Source organism: Paenibacillus sp. LRG-1 (assembly GCF_057220305.1).
Genome location: NZ_CM170126.1, coordinates 3,081,611 through 3,102,057 on the forward strand (window position 1 = coordinate 3,081,611; position 20,447 = coordinate 3,102,057).

At 42.5% G+C, this 20,447-nt stretch carries 12 protein-coding genes and 1 pseudogene; 3 read left to right on the plus strand and 10 right to left on the minus strand.

The features are described from left to right. Window positions 1-34 precede the first annotated feature (34 nt). The 9 genes from ACUUJN_RS13450 to ACUUJN_RS13490 all read right to left on the minus strand — a co-directional run bounded on the left by ACUUJN_RS13450 (window position 35) and on the right by ACUUJN_RS13490 (window position 13,333). A complete protein-coding gene (locus ACUUJN_RS13450) occupies window positions 35-928 on the minus strand; it encodes a carbohydrate ABC transporter permease (protein WP_023988798.1) in 894 nt (297 codons plus the stop codon). Between the two features lie 13 nt (window positions 929-941). After that, on the minus strand, window positions 942-1,856 hold the full coding sequence (locus tag ACUUJN_RS13455; RefSeq protein WP_160790627.1) for an ABC transporter permease: 915 nt from the start codon (window positions 1,854-1,856) through the stop codon (window positions 942-944). A gap of 62 nt (window positions 1,857-1,918) precedes the next feature. Beyond that, window positions 1,919-3,655: a type 2 periplasmic-binding domain-containing protein gene (locus tag ACUUJN_RS13460; protein ID WP_484669756.1), complete on the minus strand. Its 1,737-nt coding sequence runs from the start codon at window positions 3,653-3,655 to the stop codon at window positions 1,919-1,921. 324 nt (window positions 3,656-3,979) lie between these two features. Continuing rightward, window positions 3,980-5,638 (minus strand): extracellular solute-binding protein, encoded by a 1,659-nt coding sequence (locus ACUUJN_RS13465; RefSeq protein WP_484668578.1) that lies wholly within the window; start codon window positions 5,636-5,638, stop codon window positions 3,980-3,982. 47 nt (window positions 5,639-5,685) lie between these two features. Then, the gene (locus ACUUJN_RS13470; RefSeq protein ID WP_028541594.1) at window positions 5,686-7,092 is read right to left on the minus strand and encodes a response regulator transcription factor; all 1,407 of its coding nucleotides are present in this window, start codon (window positions 7,090-7,092) and stop codon (window positions 5,686-5,688) included. 2 nt (window positions 7,093-7,094) lie between these two features. After that, entirely contained in the window at window positions 7,095-8,801 is a 1,707-nt protein-coding gene (locus tag ACUUJN_RS13475; RefSeq protein ID WP_053325510.1) for a sensor histidine kinase, read from the minus strand. Window positions 8,802-9,348: 547 nt separating this feature from the next. After that, complete coding sequence (locus ACUUJN_RS13480; protein WP_484668579.1) at window positions 9,349-9,681, minus strand: hypothetical protein; 333 nt, start codon at window positions 9,679-9,681, stop codon at window positions 9,349-9,351. A gap of 255 nt (window positions 9,682-9,936) precedes the next feature. Further along, entirely contained in the window at window positions 9,937-10,644 is a 708-nt protein-coding gene (locus ACUUJN_RS13485) for a response regulator (protein ID WP_484668580.1), read from the minus strand. Continuing rightward, window positions 10,637-13,333 carry a DUF4118 domain-containing protein gene (locus ACUUJN_RS13490; protein WP_484668581.1) on the minus strand — a complete coding sequence of 899 codons (2,697 nt, stop codon included), beginning with the start codon at window positions 13,331-13,333 and terminating at the stop codon, window positions 10,637-10,639. Before ACUUJN_RS13490 ends, ACUUJN_RS13485 begins: the two co-directional genes overlap by 8 nt. A 581-nt stretch (window positions 13,334-13,914) precedes the next feature. On the opposite strand from ACUUJN_RS13490, the gene ACUUJN_RS13495 reads away from it, so the two are divergent. Continuing rightward, on the plus strand, window positions 13,915-14,193 hold the full coding sequence (locus tag ACUUJN_RS13495) for a helix-turn-helix domain-containing protein (RefSeq protein WP_484668582.1): 279 nt from the start codon (window positions 13,915-13,917) through the stop codon (window positions 14,191-14,193). 803 nt (window positions 14,194-14,996) lie between these two features. On the opposite strand, the gene ACUUJN_RS13500 is transcribed toward ACUUJN_RS13495, so the two are convergent. Then, complete coding sequence (locus tag ACUUJN_RS13500) at window positions 14,997-16,145, minus strand: epoxide hydrolase family protein (protein WP_028541598.1); 1,149 nt, start codon at window positions 16,143-16,145, stop codon at window positions 14,997-14,999. 137 nt (window positions 16,146-16,282) lie between these two features. Between ACUUJN_RS13500 and ACUUJN_RS13505 the strand changes: the two genes are divergently transcribed. Beyond that, the gene (locus tag ACUUJN_RS13505) at window positions 16,283-17,188 is read left to right on the plus strand and encodes a LysR family transcriptional regulator (protein ID WP_484668583.1); all 906 of its coding nucleotides are present in this window, start codon (window positions 16,283-16,285) and stop codon (window positions 17,186-17,188) included. 1,209 nt (window positions 17,189-18,397) lie between these two features. Then, window positions 18,398-20,307 (plus strand): annotated as a pseudogene (locus ACUUJN_RS13510) (carbohydrate-binding protein). Window positions 20,308-20,447: the final 140 nt, after the last annotated feature.

Here is a 20,447-nt window from a genome sequence, read left to right on the forward strand (position 1 = left end):
AGTGTTTTTATCTTAATCAAGTCACATCATACAATTACTCTTTTACCGATCCTACAACAATTCCAGTCACAAAATATTTTTGAAGCAGCGGATAAATCAGCAGTAGCGGGATGACAGCGACTACGATTTTGGCCGCATTTAGATTTTTGTTTGAAATTTCAGTCAGGTTGCTGAGTTGTGCTGAGTTGGTGCCGGATTGAAGAAGTTCGGCAATATTCACGTTAAGGGACTGAATATAAGTCATTAGCGGATAATTGCTGACTTGGGTCATATAGATCAAACCGCTAAAGAAATCATTCCACGTTCCCACGATACTGAATAGTGCTACCGTCGCCAGCGCAGGGATGGACACGGGAACATATACTTTGAACAGAACCTGGAGCGGATTCGCCCCATCGATGAATGCTGCTTCTTCTAGCGCCTTAGGTACAGCAGAGAAGAAGTTCATGACAAGGATGACACTGAATATAGGGACAGCTCCCGGTAGAACAAGCGACCAAATTGTATTAAGCATATCGAGGTTTTTGATCAGTAGATAACTCGGGATCATCCCGCCGCTGAACAACATGGCAAAAATCATAACATTCATATAAATGTTTCTGCCCCTAAATTCCCTTTTCGACTTGGAGAGCGGGTATGCCATTAAAATAATAAGAATCATGTTGAGAATAAGTGTGAGCACAACACGTAGAACAGATATGCCAAAGGAACGCCAGAACTGAGCATCATCGATAATTTTCGTATACGCTGCTGTTGTAAAATTGACCGGTACGAGACCTACAGCATTAGCTGACACGGCCTCGCTGCTGCTGAATGAAATCGCAACGATATTCCATAACGGAAGAAGGCAGATCAATGCCAGCAATATGACGATGGCATTGATGACAAACCGGCCAATTCGATCTTTTAGGCTTACAGAATATGACATAGGCTTTGCCTCCTTAGAATATTTTTCGGTCGGTGTATTTCTTGGCCAAATGGTTGGCGGACAATAGCAAAACAATACCGATCACTGACTTGAACAGGCCAACAGCCGTACCGAAGCTATACTGTCGCCCAACGAGTCCAATCCGATATACATAAGTATCCAGAATATCTCCCGACTCATAGACAACCGGATTATACAGATTATAAATTTGATCGAAGCCAGCACTCAAAATATTGGTCAGACTCATCACTCCCATGAGCAGGATAATAGGCAACATACCTGGCAATGTAATATGCCATACTTTTCTCCACCAGCTGGCTCCATCCATTCCTGCCGCTTCATACAGACCCGGATCAATCGAAGTAATTGCAGCCAAATAGACGATGGAACTGTAACCGAACTCCTTCCACACGTCTGTCCCAATAATCAGCGGCTGGAACCAGGTGTTGCTGCCGAGAAAATTAATATTCTCCAGACCGAAAAAAGCCAAAATTTGATTCACAATTCCATCCAAACTGAACATGTTAACAACCACGGATGCTAGAACTACCCAGGATAGAAAGTGTGGCAGATAAACAATTGTCTGTACGGATTTTTTAACGAATTTGATGCGGATCTCATTTAACAAAATGGAAAAAATGATAGCCATCATTGTTCCCAATAGAATCTTGGCAATGGCAATCACCAACGTATTACTAAAAACCTGTGCGATGTCCGGCAGCTTAAACATATAAATAAAATGCTTCAGCCCTACAAATTTGGAGCCAAACATCCCCTTGGCTGGTATATAATCCTGAAACGCCGTAATGACACCGACCATCGGAACATAGCTGAATACCATTAAAAACAAAATTCCCGGAAGCATCATCAAATGATACATGGCACCCGTGCCCAACCGAACTTTTGCTCTATCATTTCCCTGTTTCATGGATGGACCCCTTTCCTGAAGAAAGGCTGCTTATCGCAGCCCTTCTAGCAGTTCATGATTGTTTATTTTTCGGATGCAGCCTCGTCTTCAATTTCCTGAATTACCTGGTCCCCACCTTGTTTCTTCCAATTGCTAACGAAAGTATCGAAGTAATCCAGAGATTCTGCACCAGTCACGATTTTGATGAAAGATTCCTGCTCCATCTTGGTCAGATTAGCCCATGTCTGTTTCATGCTTGGTGTAGTGCCAGAGAAAGCGGGTGTCATCCAGACGAATTTGTTTTCCCGTGTCAGTTTGTCGATGAGTCCCACTCCGTTGATACGCGAGTGATATTTCGCCCAGGCTGTTACGTTATCCGTATCCATATCGCTCAAGTAGGTTTGGATACTTTCAATATTGTTCTTTGATTCGGTTGTCCGGACCTGATCCAGACTGATCTCCCCTTTAATCCCGCGAACAACGTCAGAGTAATCATCCAGCAGCGAGGTAGCCGAGTTGACTTCAATATTAAAAGGTCTGGTAGAACCGTCTACGCCGTTCTCTTGATACTTGGCGGCTTCTGGCATAGATGTTTCCACATTTTTATCATTTGCCAGTTTATCGTAGAAAAGGTTTACTATTTTAACGGCGAGTTCCGGGTGTTCATATCCTTTTCTCACAACGATAAACTGATTGGCTGGATTGGCGTGTGCCACGTTTACCTTTCCGTCTGCATCCTCCAAAGTGTAAGCCGTGAATTTCGCATTCTTATCCATCTGCTTAACGCTGCTCAGACCCCAGTCAGGAATATGCCATGGTCCAAAAGCAATACCGCTTTGGCCGTTGGTGTACAGTGCCGTAATATCATCAAATGTGCGTGTTCCAAATTGCGGGTCGATGAGGCCTCTCTTGAACCAATCTGCCATGACGCCTAACATCTGCTTGGTTTCCTTAGTTGTCGAGCCATAAACAATGCTGCCGTCCTTCCCCTTCATCCAGTATTGAGGGAATGCACCCTTGGTGGAGGCAACTCCCAGCATGGTATAGGCAGAACCATTATAGTCACTTGTATTCAGGGTGTTCACAAAGGGAATACCTACCGGTTTCCCGGATTGGCCAGGATCTCTTTTCAAGAATTCCTCGGCCGTTTTCTCCACATCATCCAGCTTGATGGCCCCGTCTCCGTCTGCGTCAAGTTGGATACCCAGTAAATCCAGCCAATCCTGACGAACCCAGACCATGGTTGGCGCGGAATCTAGGGAAGTAGCCGGAAGTCCCATTAAACGTCCATCTATCGTCGCATTATCTAATGCACGGCCCTCATAAGATTCGTAAATGTTCTTGATGTTATCTGTGGCATACTGCTTGTAAATTTCCGTCATATCTTCAATCAGATCATTATCAACCAGTTCTTTGAGTTCATCCTTGGAATCGACACGCATCATGTCAGGCAGTTCCCCAGAGGCGATGGCGAGAGAAACCTGACGGCTGTAATCTTCTCCGTTGGCTTCAAATTGGTCTTTAATCTGAGCGTTAAACGTTTCTTTGACCAGCCGAGTATAAGCGTTGTTCTCATACGTATCTCCAGCCGGCAGTTTCGGGTTGGCTGTAGTCACACGACCCATCGTTACGGTTATTTCGTCTTTATAGGCACTGAATGGGTCTCCCGGTGTTACCTCATACTTGCCCGCTTCCTCCGCAGTGGGAGGGTTGGAGGAACCCCCACAGGCTGCAAGGGTTGAAATCATCAGAGCAGACATCGACAGCACGGCCAGACGTCTCGTCAACATGTTGCTTTTTATGAACCGTTTAGTTCTCATCACATTCGATTCCCCTTCGTTCTGAATATTTCTCTATCATTGTTGTTTGCGCTTTCATTATAAAGCTCGGAGAAGACAAATCGAGATAGGGATTGTGCGTCTGTTTGGATAGAGAAATGTATGCGGTTTCATATAGGATCATAAAGCCTGAGTTGGCCTGTAAGCATTTATCCTACCTACCGACATACATTTGTCTATCCTTACTTACTAATCAAAGTGAAGAACAAAAAAACCGGCAGCTCCTGAAACAGGAATCTGTCGGCTTGATTAATGGAATTATAAAAGTGTCTTGTAGAATTTATCGTATCACATTCATGATGGTCTTCAGCGATGATTATGGGCTGCGGTCACCTCCACAGTCACTTGATCGCCCCCTTGTTCCTTCCATTCCTCGACAAATTGATCAAATGAATCGATCGGTTCAGCGCCTAAAATAATTTTCAAAAATGTATCATGTTCCAGTTTTGATAGTTCACCCCAAGCCTTCTCCATCGTTGGAGTTCGTATATAGGTAAGGCTTTGAACTTTATGGATGTTTGGATCGAAAAAATTTCTTCCGCCTACAAGAAGCGAATAACCCCGCATAAAGCTGTCGCTGTGATCATTCCAATAGGAAATACCATATTGATCATAAGGCTTCAATTTGGTTTGTTTTATTGTCGAAACTAAGTTTTCCAGCAATTTGTATTCAGACTTGTCCTTGAAATCGGCGGGTGTTTTGGTTCCCATCAGAATATCCTGCGCTGCCTTCGATTCATATCGTGCTTCATCTGCCGGAGCAAAGAAATTGCGGCCCAGCATAAAACGCGTACCGTACTTGAACTCATCACGAAGGTACAGATTGTTAATTTTAATGATCGCTTCGGGATGAGCATATCCTTTTCGTACCACCAAGAATGAACTTGACGGATTATCCACCTTCACATGGTATGCTCCGTTTGCATCCAGCGGGAGTGCGTATGCTTGCCAGTTCGCCTCCGGCTCGTTCTGCCAAGCGCTCGGAAGGGGCCAGTACCCAGCATAAAAACCTTGAAAGAACATCCCCGCCTGACCGTTAATAACTGTTTCTTCCGCTTCTTTGCGGATACCCAGTTCTGGATCGAGAAGGCCTTTGGCGTACATTTCACGCAGTTTGACCAAGGCCTCCTTCGTTTCCGGTAGAACCGAACCGTATACAGGTTTTCCATCTTTGCTCAGCCAATATCCCGGGAAAGATCCATATGCTGCGAAGATTGGGGTTAGATCAAAAGAAAAAGCACTGTTGTTGAAATCGTTATACAGTCCAGTGCTTGAAGCAAGGCCAATCGTATCCCGCTTACTGTTTCCATCTGGGTCATTCTCTACAAAGGCCTTGGCGATAGCTTCCAGATCATCTACCGTTTTCGGCGGCTTCAGTCCAAGACGGTCCAGCCAATCCTGTCGAATCCAGAGCATGCTGAAGTCTTCCGCTGTCACAGAAGGAACAGCCATCATCTTGCCATCGAAGGTCACTTGTTCCATAGCCAATCCGTTTGTGCTATCAATAATTTTTTTTATTTCCGGTGATGCGCTACTATTGTATGCCTCGGTTAGGTCTTCAATTTCTCCAGCCTTGATCATCTCGTTCAGCTGCAGCTGATTTACAATCATGGCATCCGGCAGATCATTGCTGGCGATAGCCAGATCGATTTTCTGACTCAGATTTTCCTTCGACACCTGCCATAATACCTGGACATCAATGTTAAGGTTTTGTTTAATCATCGTTTTCCATATATTCTTCTCAAGTGTTTCTCCTCCAGAGAGATCCGCGCCTGTTGGATCTACCACATATCCCAGTCGGATGGAAACGGGATATTCATATTTCCCCAATGGATCGGCAGCGGCAGTGTCCGAGATTGTTTTCGTTGGTCCCATTGGCGATTCCCGGAAGTATGGGTTGCTGAAATATACTGTCACTGTAATTAAGCTGACGACAAGAACACATGCAGTCATCTTCTTAATCATCGCTTTCCCTTCTTTCGCCCGGATTATTGGTCATCTGGGAGAGTACGCTATTTATCCCCCCTGCCGAGCTGTCGATATTCGCTTGGCAGCAGACCTGTCAATTCGCGAAAAATTCGACTGAAATATTTTTCATCCGTATAACCCACTCGCTCCGCAATCCAGAAAATCGTGTTGGTTGTATTCAATAAATACTCTTTAGACTTCTCTATTCGTATAAATCGGGAGTACTCATTAAAGGTTTTCCCCATCAAATCCTTGAAGCATTGACTGAAATAGCTTCGGCTGATGTTCAGTTGTTGGGACAGACCTGAAGCTGTAAAAGCTTGGTCCAAATTATTTTGCATGATCATAATCGCTTTTTTCACGGCGTCTACAATTTCTTGTGAATACGAAGTCTGTTCATCTGCCTTACGAATGCCCACAGAGGTCTGCTTGATCCAATCTTCTACTTCGTACCAGGATTGAAAAGAATGGATCATTGAGATTCTACCCAGCGTAGTCTGAGCAAAAAGGTGATTCCATTCCATAACTATAGAGTATAACAATCCCATCAGCTGGCCTTTATGCAGTCTTAGTGATTTGAACTGTTCAATCAGTTGGTTGTAATAACTGTCATTGTGGGTCCATGGTGATAGGAACCAACTTTGCCTAATACGATCCATGTCTTCATCCTGCGGTTCTATTGGAAATGAGTCCTCCACATTCATCGAAACGGAAATGACAGGATCATAAGGATTGTATGCATAGAATAAGGACGTTTCTGTATAATTCATAATCCAGTTTTGGATTTGCGACCATGTTCGCTCTTGTACATCGGACATAACCAGCAAGGCGACTTGGGGAACTTGATCCAGGGATTCCTTCAGTTTATGGAACAGCTGATCCTCTACGTCCATGGGTGCCGTCCACATCCAGCTGTTCCGTTCAACCTCCCATCGGATCTCGTCTACATTGGATGTCAGTTCAATCGGCCAGCTCTGTCCTGACTTGCGATCCAGTGAAACAAGTGCATACACATGGCGATAATGGACATTGGTCTCACTTAGCAGAGGCAGCTTTCGTCTTGTATTCGCCAGCTCGTCAATCCGGGTATGTATTCGATGCAGCACGTGTTCGAATTGCTCCTTCTCGAGCTGAACTTTGGCTATATAGTCGATGGCTCCAAGTCTGAGCGCTTCCTGGATATAATCGAAATCTTGATGCAGTGTTAATACAACAATATGTAGTTCTGGATAGAGCTGCCTTGCAGCTCGCATCAGTTCAATACCTGACATCACCGGCATCGCGAGATCTGTCAGCATCAGATCGACCGGTTGGGCTTTCAGAAAATCCAGTGCTTTCAACCCGTTACTTGCTTCTCCTATAACCTCCATATTGAACTCGTTCCACGGCATCGCGGAGCTTATTCCTTTTCGTACTAATTTATCGTCATCCACTATCAATACCTTAATCATCCTCAGACATCTTCTCCTTTGATAGGAAGTATGAGCAGTATACTTGTCCCTGTACCCAATTCACTTTCGATCACCAGTTGTGCTTGATCTCCATACTGTGCCCTCAACATGCGGTGGACATAATTGAGTCCGATGCCCATCCCTACTTTTTTATGTTCAGCTATACGATTATTCAGAAGTCTTTGAATCGCTTCCTCGGTCATGCCTGCTCCATTATCCTGTATTAAAATATTCAGCGTTTTGGCAAGTGTAACTTCAATTTGAATAAAACCTTCGTCACTCAGTCCATGATAAAGTGAATTTTCAACCAACGGTTGCAGAATAAAACGAGGCACAGGTATTTGAAGAACTTGATCATCCGCTGAAATACGCACGTCAAATTCAAAGTCATATCGAATTTGCTGCAGGATTAGGTACTGTCTTAGCGCATCAATTTCCTCTTCCATCGTGGATACTTGCCCTAATTTACCCAAATTGTAATACAACAGCTTGTTTAAGGATTGCACCAACTTGTCAATCTCTCCTTGTCCGTTCATGACGGCCAGCCAGTGCACAGTATCCAGCGTATTCATTAGAAAGTGAGGATTGATCTGATATAACAATTTTTCCACTTCCAAATCTGCACGAATCTTCTCTTTCTGCTGCACTTCCTTGAACAGGTCTCCGATTTGATGCTGCATATTTGAGAATTCTCCCAACAGAAAATCAAACTCGGGAATTTGAGTGCGGGTCTGGCTGCCTGCCTTTTGTGGATTCTGAGACATTCCGTTAATTTCAGAATGGAACAGACCTAGTGGTTTGTAAACCATCTTCCACAGAAGCCAAGCCAGAAATACGGTAAAGCCGAGAAAAAATAAAGCGACCAGTAATATTTGAAGCAACCATTGGTTTTTCTCCTGTTGATACTTAGCCTGCGAAATTACCGATATGACGCTCCAATTCTGACTGGAGTCCTCCTTAAACCAATGGTAATCACGGGATATTCCATCTTTTGCAGTACCTTTCGATATGCTGGAGAAATTCTCTCCGACCTTCATCGCTTCTGGAATTTCACTGTAAACAATGTTGCCCTCACCATTCAGGATTAAATGCGATAAAGCTCCTTTGTATTGATTGTAACCCAGTATATCCTGTGTAAGACGAAAGCCGGATTCGACGTAAATATATACATCGTCCCTTTGAGGCAGCTGTACCTTTCGCATAGCAGATAAAACAAGCTGATCATCAAATCGGTTCATACTCATATGGGGACCATAGTACGCAATGCCATATGATTTGGAAAGCACAGGCAAAGACTCGGGAGAAAAACGATCTTTGATGGGAAAGTTAGCGAACTGTGTAGTGCCTTCTTTCTGGAAATAGTATAAGGTCAGACCTATATTCGGATTAGTAAACGTTACGACATTTAACTCATTCTTTAATTCATCTCTAGCCTCAATCAATTCAAATATATTGGAGGAAGGCTTCAAGACTTCATCCAGTTTTTTTCCTAATGTACCACTATATGATAATTGCTGAGTAACATGATTCAGGTTGGTAATTGAATTTTCCAGTGATGAAGTTACCTGCTGTAGATTGCTCCGAATTCCATCATTGATTTTATTCGCAAAAATGGAATCAATGGTATAGTAAGAAATTGCAAATATACTGATAAAGGGAATAAACGCGCTGAGAAAAAACAATAAAAAGATTCTTTTTTTAAGTGTCATTCCGACCCATTCTCCTTAGGTAAATGAAAGAGCAAGCCCCTGGTTATGAAGCTTGCTGTTTATGAACAACAGCTCTATCAATTATCGTATTCCTCTTAGGCAGCGACCTATTTGAAAATTGGCGACATCTTAATCCGATTCAGATTGAAAAAATCAGGATACTTGCATCTCAGTGAGGTCCAATTCTGTTCATAATTATAGATTGATATTCAAATATGTCAAACGCTTTCATGGAATTTATAGAACTTATTCTCCCTTCCTCTTTGCATATATGACTTGCCGTTTTTAATTGCTTATTGTAGTTGAATTTTCTGCATGTAAAAAGGGCTCACTCCGTCTTCAACAAGTGGAATAAGCCTTCTAAGCTTTCAATAACATTTTCTACTCCTAATTCTTACAAATGGTGTTGTTGATCAGGATTGGATGCCAAAGCAACAAATAATTTTTCTTCTTCACTCAGCGCTTGTAGAAATTGTTCTCCGGCCAGATTGGGAGCAAACAACAGGTAACGCGGCCTGACGATTCATATTTTTCCTTCTTTCGGAGTTTAGCTATAAACCTCTTGTTCCAGCACCCGATTTACAGCCTTGATAAAGGCAAGATAACCACCATCGGTATCGTTCCGATGAGGAAGAGCCAAAAACATTGTCTCTTCAACCTGGTTATCGTCTAACTCATAGCTGTTTGTCAGGATTTCTCTGATCTCATCGGCGGGTGTACCGAGAGCAAACTTCTGAGCTGCTTTATATATATCATAGTTCTCATAGAGATCCTTCCGTGTCACCTTCTGCAAATCGATAAAATCATATATTTTTTTAACGGAATACAGCACCGCCAGCACAATTGAGATCAGACCCGCACTTGTTAAAATTTCATTCATTCCCCATACCTCTTTCCCTTTCACTCAGTTGACAGCTTAGCCGATGAAACAGACGAACAAGGTAGTGCCCATCTCACATGCCGAACCTCCTTATCCTCTTTACTTCAGAGTTCAGCGTAACATTTTCACCATTAGTTTAGGATTAGGGTTTTCATATAGGTATAAAGATCATCTTAAGATTTAGATGGCAGATGAAAAATAAAGAGACCATGCTCCATAAGAGCATGATCTCTAATTACATAATGGTATTGTTACCTAGCCATCATCTCCAACCTGAAGCATACGGTAACCAACTCCGATATGTGTTTGAATAAACTTAGTTTGTGATGATGTTTTTTCTATTTTTTTTCTCAGCGTTGCCATAAACACACGCAGGGCAGGAATGTCATAGCTGTGGTTGCCCCAGATTTCATGCAGGATAAAATTATGGGTCAGTACTTTGCCTACATGTTTTGCCAGCAGGCAAAGCAGTTTATATTCGCTTGGGGTCAGGTGAATTTCTTCTTCACCGATCCATACGCATCCTGCTGCATAATCAATTTTTAAATTTCCATTAATAAAGCTGGAAGCATCCTTCAGGAGCTTATCACTGTCATTTCGAATTCTTCGTAAACTGACTCGAAGTCTGGCCAGCAGTTCTTCTACACTGAAGGGCTTTGTTAGATAATCGTCCGCTCCGGCATCCAGCGCATCTATTTTATCCCGATCTTCGCTGCGTGCGCTGACCACGATAATAGGCATATTCGACCATGCACGAAACTTTTTTATGATATCTACACCATCCATATCCGGCAGCCCCAAATCCAGAATCATTAGATCCGGCTGCTTGGATACTGCTTCTAAAATCGATGCTTTCCCTGTTTCAGCCGTATGATATTTATACCCCTGTGTCTCCAGCGTTGTCGTAATCAGCTTGCGGATGGGTTTATCGTCCTCCACAACAAGAATAAAAGGTTTATTCATGAACATTCACTTCCTCAGCTTGCAGGGTAAAATAAAAAACCGTCCCTTTAGGGATATTGTCCTTAACACCAATAGTACCTCCATGAGCATTCACAATTGATTTGCACAGAGAAAGCCCCAATCCTAATCCACGACGTCCGTCCCCATGAATGTTGTCTGCCGTATAAAACATCTCAAACAGTCTAACCTTGACTTCTTCTGAAGAAATACCGGGGCCATCATCTGAGATTTCTACAATGACTATATGTCTCTCGCGTCTTGCTGAAATTGTGATGTGAGAGCCATCTTGGGTATACTTGATTGCATTATCAATCATATTGATCAATACCTGAACAATAAGTCGGGAGTCCATTCGAGCCATCATCAATTCATCATCCAGTTCCGTCTGAATGACATGCTTCACACTGTTGCGATTCACATGAAGCAGAGCCTCCGAAATGACTTCCTCCATTAATTCTGCCTGAAAATTCAGATTTAGAGTACCACCTTCGATTCGACTAATAGACAGCAAATTTTCTATTAAATTGATTAACCACATGGAATCGTCATATATATCCGTATATAGACCTTTTTTCTGTTCCTCGTTTAGTACCTCTGGGTTTCCAAGAAGAATCCCCGCATTGCCTGAGATGCTGGTAAGTGGAGTGCGTAAATCATGAGAAATGGACCGAAGCAGACTGGCACGGAGTTGCTCCTGCTGGATTTGCATGGAGATCTCTTGTTGTCTTTCGTTCAGTTTTTCTTTCTCTAGCGCCAGCGCGCATTCTCCCAGCATGGCAAGCATTAGGCTATTTTCAAAAACTTCTAAAGGTTCTTCCTCATCCATTACAATAGCTGCCACCGCAAGAACCTGCTCTCCTCCACGCACCGCATGATATAGACACTTAGCGCCAAAAAAAGTATCCGTTGTTGCTCCTGCACGCTTGTTGTTTTTATATACCCACTCTGCAACTGCACGTTCGTTGCCTCCTGTGTAGACCCCTGGATCAACTGCAGATTCTTTCTTTGGAAAAAACTGCGGCGCCAACAGTACCCCTTGGTCAACTGAATAGAAAATGACCATTCTGTCCAACAACTTTACCATTTGATGTGCCATTTCATTAATAATAGCCGGAGAGTCTTTGGCCTGTTGCAATTTCCGGCTTGTTTCCAGAAGCACCTCGGTACGGTAAGCTTTTTGCGCGGATTGCCGAGCCTGCTCTCTTACTCGCATAGTTAGTGTACTCGTCATGAAAGAAGCAGCCAGCATGACCAGAAAGGTGACCGGATAGCCTGAATCATAAGCCTGTAAAGAATAATAAGGCTCGGTAAAAAAATAATTAAACACAAGTACACTCATAACCGAAGAAATGGCGCTATACATTCTGCCCTTGGTCACAATTGCATTTAACAAAACTCCCAGAATGTACACGGTGATAATGTTAGCTTCTCGGAATTCCAAATACTTAAACCACAAGCCAATAATTGTGCACACAGCCAAGATAGCAATGGTCTTGATAGTATCTGCCAACGACAGCAATGGGTATTTTTCGTAAAAAGGCAATCTTTTATAGAAGGAAGACTGAGTATAGGGGATAATATAGATTTCAATATTAGGAAGTAAGGCCGTTAGTTTATCACTTACATTGGATTTTGCAAGCCCTCTCCTCTTGTAAGGGGAGCGTCCTAGGACAATTTTCGATACACAGCTTGTTTTGACATATTCGGCAATCTGTCCTGGAATATCGTCTCCATACATCGTTGCGATTTGTGCACCCATTTGCTCAGCCAGCCTAAGGTTCTCCCTTAACTCCGCTTTATTTTTTGATGTCAATTCTCTCGCTTCTGGTGTTTCCACAAACAACGCGGAGAAATGACCATGAAAAGCTGCCGCCATTCTTGCTGCTGTTCGGATCACTTTCTTATTGGAAGCAGCCGAAGACAGACAGACCAGAATATGTTCTTTCGTATCAAATTCATTTCTTTTCGCCTGCTCACTGATTTGCTCCGCGATTCGGTTTAACTGACTTGCTGTATTACGCAAAGCAATTTCACGTAGAGTCGTCAGCTTCTCTTTGGTAAATAAATGAGCCTGTGTATTCTCCTCCTCAGGGTAAATCTTTCCCCTATTCAAACGTCCTATTAAATCATCCGGTTCAATATCGACTAATTCCACCTGATCAGCACTGTCAAATACACTGTCCGGTATGCGTTCGTCAACGGAAATGCCAGTAATGGAGTAGACAATATCCGTTAGACTTTCGATCTGTTGAACATTCATCGTCGTATATACATGAATTCCTGCGCGAAGAAGTTCCTCCACATCCTGATATCTTTTTTTATGTCGGCATCCTGCCGCGTTGGTATGGGCCAAATCGTCCAATAAAATAAGGTCAGGACTTCTCTGGAGCGCTTGGTCCAGATCAAATTCCTTAGTTGAGGATTCTTTATTTGAAATTTTGATGTAAGGAAGAAGTTCAAGTCCTTCCAACAACGCCGCAGTGTATGGCCGGGCATAATGTTTAATATATCCAACTACGATATCTATACCCTCTTTTTGCTCTTCGTGAGCGTCGCTAAGCATTGCACAGGTCTTCCCAACACCTGGTGCATATCCAACAAAAATTTTCAGTCTTCCTCTACTTTTTCTTACTGGCAAGTCAGTAATTCGATCAAGTATGGACCCGGCATCGTTCTGTTTTGCTGCCATCTTGTGCCCACCCTCTACTATATTCTCTCTCAATCCATAGTATATCATGAGCAAAATCAGTACCGTATTACGAATTTGCCTACAGCATTAAGATTGTATTAAGATCCGCTTTTATGTAATAACATCCTCAAAGAAGCCTCAGAATCCTGATTCTGTCCTAGCTTTCTCAGTGGAAGGATAGCAGCACAAAATAATATAAAAAGCTTTCACAAGCTGGTTCAGCCTTTTCTCATATTCACGGCATAGAAGATTGAAAAACAAGGATTCAATGCTTTGGCTTCATCTGTCATAGCACGTTTAGACATCTTCTCCTTCCATTTCAAATTTCATTGTTAGAATTTCCTATATGCTTGGTAATTGTAGAGCTGGCAGCAGACGCAGGCATCTCAGAAATGCAAATCGACACAAATGCTAGAACTAATAAAAACAAACTACATTTCTTCCACATCAATTCTTCCTCCTTAAGTCAGAGAAACCAATGAAGATTGTAATTACCAAGCCCTCTCCCTCTTCCAATACCGTGGCTACACAAATTCTTATTTACTAGGAAGAAGATAAAGAACTTACAAAAAGGTTTATAAATGTGTCAGAAGGATCTAGCTAGAGATGTTGGAACCAGAGGTTACATTAGTCAAATTGAGAAAGGAAATGCGATGCCCTCTTTTGAGATCATTAGCAAGCTTGCGGAGCGATTAAATTGCTCAATTAGACTGTGCCCCCGAGTTTCACCGCATTTATTTTTTCGAATAACCCCCTCTTCAGTTTTCCTTTTCACCCACATATCGATCAAGGCCTTGTCAGGTTTTCCAAAGTATGAACTGTACACTTTCCGGAAATATAATAAAATCTCTCATCTTTAGTTCGGGCAGTCGTTCCAAAATATAAAAAGCCGCTAAATAAGCGACTAATTAAATGGTCAATGTCCTTTTTTTCTTCGATAACTAGACGCAAAGCCAACGACATGAGCTTTTTATTGCGCATTGAATTATTCCAAGCTCTCTTTGCCCTGTAAGTTCATTCAAGAGTACTGGTTATTTTGTTGGATCATCTATGCTCCTTTGCCTTGAGATTAGTGAGTGATACTGACGGTTTCGATCAGTTTTATTCATATAACAATATCGAAGCTGTGTAGTATGGTTGAGGTTGTGAATATACTAGGCTGAATTATCATTAAGAGAAGCATGGATAAATGTATCTATTTAAGTGTATACACCCCGATATTTTTCTCATTTTATATGGACTAATATGTGAACCTACCGAAGCGGAATGAATCTCATATGTGATTTTGTAGAAGAATATTGAGTTGTGTTACCGCTTTGCATTTACATATTTTACAGTTTGATCAACAATATCCGCATTGGGTATTTACTTTATCAGCTTCAAAGAATTCCTTTCATTTGGTCTACATCTCTCCAGATTCTTTAAATCTATTTCTAATTCCATTTTTAATAATAATTCTCGTTGCTAATGATTAGAGTGACACAAAATTAAAATTTGCCCCTTTTCACATGATCTTAGTAGTCAGGTCAACTCCAGTTTCACTGTGGTAATCTCTAAGACAAAGTTTGAGGGCCAACTTTGTGTCCATTCCCCTTTAAGGGGTAAATGTATGTCTGGTAAAAAATGTACTGGTTGTTCATAACCCTCTCAAGGATAGAGACTATCAGATGCTTATGGAATGAAAAAAATGATTTAGATGTTCGGCAAACAATTTAGGATTTTCCATAGCGGCAAAATGACCGCCTTTATTCGCTTTCTCCCAGTACGTAATATTATAGGCGCGTTCTACCCAGCTTCGGGGAGGCGTGGGCAGCTCCTTGGGAAATAAGGAAACCCCTGTTGGAACAGTAACACGCTGATCTTCGGTGAAATGCAGTGGCATTTTGGTACCTTCAGTATATATTCGCATGGAAGAAGCAATCGAATTGGTAAACCAGTAAATCGATATGTTAGTGAGGATATGATCAAGTGAGAAAGACCTTTCGATATCCCCGTCACAGTCACTCCAACCTTGAAATTTTTCTACCATCCAGCTGGCAAGACCGGTTGGGGAATCACTTAGTGCAAAAGCCAGTGTTTCCGGCTTCGTTCTATGAAGGGCGCTATAAGCACCTTCTCGGTCCAACCACTCAGCTACGATGTCTAAGTAAGCTTGCTCTTCTTCGCTAACAGATGGTGTATTCGGAGTGAGGGGTGGCTTGTAGCTTCCTGGAATATAATTGAGATGAAGTCCCATCACCCGTTCAGGGTACATGAATGCTAACCATGTTGAGACCCCTGCTCCAATATCCCCTCCCTGAACCAAATACCTTTCATAATCCAAACGATCCATAAGTTTTGCCCAAAGCGTAGCTACGTATTTGGACCCCACTCCCGGTCGTGTGGGTTTACTCGAAAATGCAAAGCCTGGCAATGAGGGAATAATCACGTCAAAAGCCTCTTCAGCATGTCCACCATATAGTGATGGAGTTGTTAGATAAGGGATTAGTTCTAACATCTCTACAAATGATCCTGGCCATCCATGAGTCAACAACAGTGGTCGTGCGGATGTGCCTTCACCCCGAACGTGTACAAAGTGTATATCGAAGCCATCCACATGTTCCATAAACTGCGGGAAACGGTTTAACCATGCTTCCTGTTCACGCCAGTTGTATTCCGTGCTCCAATAATCAACTAATCTCTTTAAAAAGGAACGGTCTGTCCCCAGAGCCCATGGTTCTACAGAGAAACTCGAAGGCCATCGAACCTGTTTTAGTCTGATAGACAGATCATGCAGTTGTTGCTCTGGAATTGAAATTTTGAACGGTTCCATTCATTGTTTCCTCCCTTGTAGATTAATTTACGATCAGAAGGATTCCATTGTATGATGGATCTGTTCATTAATAAAATTGAAATATTCAAAATCATTATCATTTTTATCGATAGAAATTAAACCTAAGGAGAACATCGATGGAAATTAGACACCTTATTACATTTCAGACGATTATCGAAATCGGAAGTTATACAGGGGCTGCATTGCAATTGGGATACACTCAGTCCACGATCACTGCCCATATACAGTCGCTTGAAGAAGAGATTGGCGGGGAGCTTTTCACTTACGAAAGAAGGCACTTGAAACTTACTCAATTAGGGAGAGAATTAATACCTCTGGCAGAAGATCTACTGGCTACTCATGACCAGATTAGAAATATACGAAGCAACCAGGAGGTTAAAGGTGCTATAAAGGTGGCTGCACCAGAGTCTTTAACAATTTCTAGATTAAGCCCGATTATAAGGGAATTCTCTTTGAAATATCCTCATGTCAAATTCATCCTTATCAACGGTACATGTGAACAAAACCAGGTTAACTTAATCAGTGGACGTGTAGATGTGGCTTTCATGGTCTACCCGGAAATACATCCGGAAAAATGCATTCATTATTCTTTGGCCCAGGAGAACATTGTCCTGGTGTGCAGCAATGACGGTCCAGACCATTTCGATGAATATAAGCGAGAGAACACCAACCATTTTTTTATTACGAATGAAGAAAGCTGTAGTTATCGGACCATGTTTGAAAGATATCTTGTAAAGCATGATATTCATCCATTTCAAACCATGGAGTTATGGAGTATAGAGGCGATTAAACAAACCGTTATGAGTGGGCTTGGATTTTCTTTTTTGCCTTATATTACAGTTAAAGAAGACGTGGATAGAGGAAAACTTAAAATTGTAAGTCATTCCGAAAAGTTCGATCCGATATACTCTCATATGCTAATTAAAAAGAAAAAGTGGTTATCTCCAACAGTAAAAGCTTTCTCTGAATTTGTGATAAAGTCGATCCGTGAAACGGATAACGAACTTGAAAGTTCAAGATGACTACCATTTGTTGGATAATTGGTAATCGGGCCATGTTCTTGTCCCTCGACATTCCTTCCATGTCTCGTCAGCATATTGATCAAACAATTCGCCGCGATATGAGATAATATCAGCAAGTCAGCGCTTGATACAAGAGACAAACGCAGTTTTGTCTTAAATGCATTGTTTGTGGATGGAGAAACCTACTGATTTTTCAACTCGATTCCCAGCTTTTCTTTTGTCCATTTGGTATGATTTCTCCTGGTTTGAACTTAACATCTGAACCCCATGGTCACAAATACGTAATTGTTACCGGTTGATCGTATTTACCGTTCTTATCTCCAGCCTGGCACATGTAGTTTTTGTGTCACCCGGCTTGTGACCGCTCGCTATTGCTGCTGCACCCGTTCAACACGGCCGACATGTCAACACACCTACCATCAGCAGACTGCCGATCCGTCTTCTTTTTACTTTCGTTCAACTTTGTCACCCCAGTCTAGGTAATGTAGATTACAGCAGTTATAATAATGAATGAATCAGGTAACTGCCCATACTAACTTTACAACATTTATTGCACTAATTTAGGATACTGGAAATTGGATATCAGTGTTGCATTAATGCAATCTCCCCTGGACAGGCAAAAGCATCCCTGCAGGGCTGCCTCTTCTGCTGCAATCATTCATACTAATTACTCGTATATTTTATCCAGTCATGTTCAGCATACAACGTATGTACATAGTGTGTTTAACTAATGCCAACTTAAAGTTTCACCCGTCGATTGCGCTTGCTTGGAATAACAGGTCGGATATCTCGATTTTGCAAAGGTCCAGCATGCCATTGGTATCGTAATTTACGTTCCTTTCGATTCGCTTTTTTTAGAAAATAGAATGATATTGTTATTTTTGATAGAACATGCTATGATTGCGCCAAATAAAACCATTATTTGCAATCAATTTACATATTAATATTTAATAACCCAATGTTTATGATTACTATACTTTCTCCAACACATAACTGGAGTTGTCAATAAATGAACAGAGACCAGTATATGGTGACTCTCCTCTCGTAGTTCACTTTTAAATTCAATAAATGTAAGCGATTTCATTTCTATTTCTCGTGCCCTCTTCACAGCAGTTCTCCTTACGGGTAGAGGTCTGAGTATATTCTTGAGTTTGATAAATTTATGAATAGCTCGGCTTTGGACCATATAAAAAAACGGAGGTTATTGTTATGATTAGAAAATGTCTAGCTTTATTTCTCTCCTTCACTTTATTGCTTGGTGTCTCTCTCGTGCTAAGTGTAGATGCTGCCAATCGACCACTGGCTAAACTCCCTGGAAATTCCAACCCTCTAGTGGATCATAAATTGGGAGCTGATCCCTATTCATTGGTATATGGTGGAAGGGTGTATGTCTACATGTCAAGTGATACGTATGTTTATAACAATGATGGATCGATTAAAGACAATGACTTCAGTGCACTGGATCGCATCCAGGTCATTTCCTCCGCGGACATGGTGAATTGGACGGATCACGGAACGATACCGGTCGCAGGTGCCAACAACAAGAACAACGGTAGAGGCATTGCCAAATGGGCCTCTAACTCCTGGGCTCCAGCAATTGCGCATAAAAAATTGAATGGCAAAGATAAATTCTTTCTTTATTTTGCCAATGGTGGGGCAGGAATTGGAGTCCTGACAGCAGACACGCCGATCGGACCTTGGACAGACCCCCTCGGTAAAGCGCTTGTGACACATAGTACGCCTGGAATGGCTGGCGTGACATGGCTTTTTGATCCGGCTGTGTTGGTGGATGATGATGGCACAGGATACCTGTATAGCGGTGGGGGAATTCCTAACGAATCCGATCCCGCTTCCATTGCTAATCCTAAAACAGCTAGAGTGATCAAGTTGGGGGCCGATATGATAAGTGTTGCTGGAAGCACAACCACCATTGATGCACCTTACTTATTTGAAGATTCCGGTATTCATAAGTACAATGGCAAATACTATTATTCCTACTGCATTAACTTTGCCGGGACACACCCGCCACAGTACCCTGCAGGTGAAATCGGCTATATGGTCGGCGATAACCCGATGGGCCCCTTCACTTATAAAGGCCATTTCCTGAAAAACCCCTATACATTCTTCGGCGTTGGCGGCAACAACCACCATGCTGTATTTAACTTTAAAAATGAGTGGTACGTCGTGTATCATGCCCAAACGGTCAGCAAGGCACAAATTGGAAATGGAAAAGGCTATCGCTCTCCTCACATTAATAAACTGGTGTACAATACCGATGGAAGCATCCAGGAGGTACAAGGGAATATGACTGGAATAGCTCAGCTATCCAATCTAAATCCATATACCAGAGTTGAAGCGGAAACCATGGCGTGGCAGGCGGGTATTACGACCGAGCCCACTCAAGCCACTGGCGGTCCGGTCAGTAATCTGAATGTGACCAATATTCACAATGGGGACTGGATCGCTGTCGGGAAGGCTGATTTTGGCTCTACCGGAGCAAAGACGTTCAAAGCCAATGTTGCCACAAATGTCGGTGGTAGTATTGAAGTACGTCTTGACAGTGAGACAGGCCCTTTAGTCGGCACCTTAAAAGTACCTTCAACTGGAGGTATGCAGACCTGGAGAGAAGTAGAGACCACGATCAATAATGCAACTGGGGTTCGCAACATTTATCTGGTGTTTACTGGGACAGGAAACGGCAATCTATTTAATTTGGATGCCTGGCAGTTTACCCCCAACACGGGGAGCAATACGGGGACAAAGGTTGAAGCTGAGAACATGAACATTGGCGGCACTTATGCGGGCAAGATCAGTACACCTTTTGACGGGGCTGCTCTCTATGCCACTGCTGACTATGCATCATACTCACAGTATTTTGCCAACCCTACGCATAATATCTCAGTACGGGGGGCTTCAAGCAATGCTAGTACTACGGCCAAAGTGGACTTGGTTATTGGAGGAGTACTGTGGGTTCCTTTTATTTCACGGGCAAAACGCCGACTGTCCAAACTTTATCCAACATTACTCACGCTACCGGAGATCAGGACGTCAAACTCACCTTGACGAGCGATGACGGAACCTGGGATGCCTACGTGGATTTCATTGAATTTTCATTATGATCGCTCGTATTTATCTTAGACAAATGTTTACTATATTGAGGATGTATGGGTGTTTCATCCTCAGTGACTTACAAGTGTAACCCATGGAAAACGCCCTCTGGTGCTCGGGATTTGCTAGGGAAGCTCCCTAGTGTAATCTC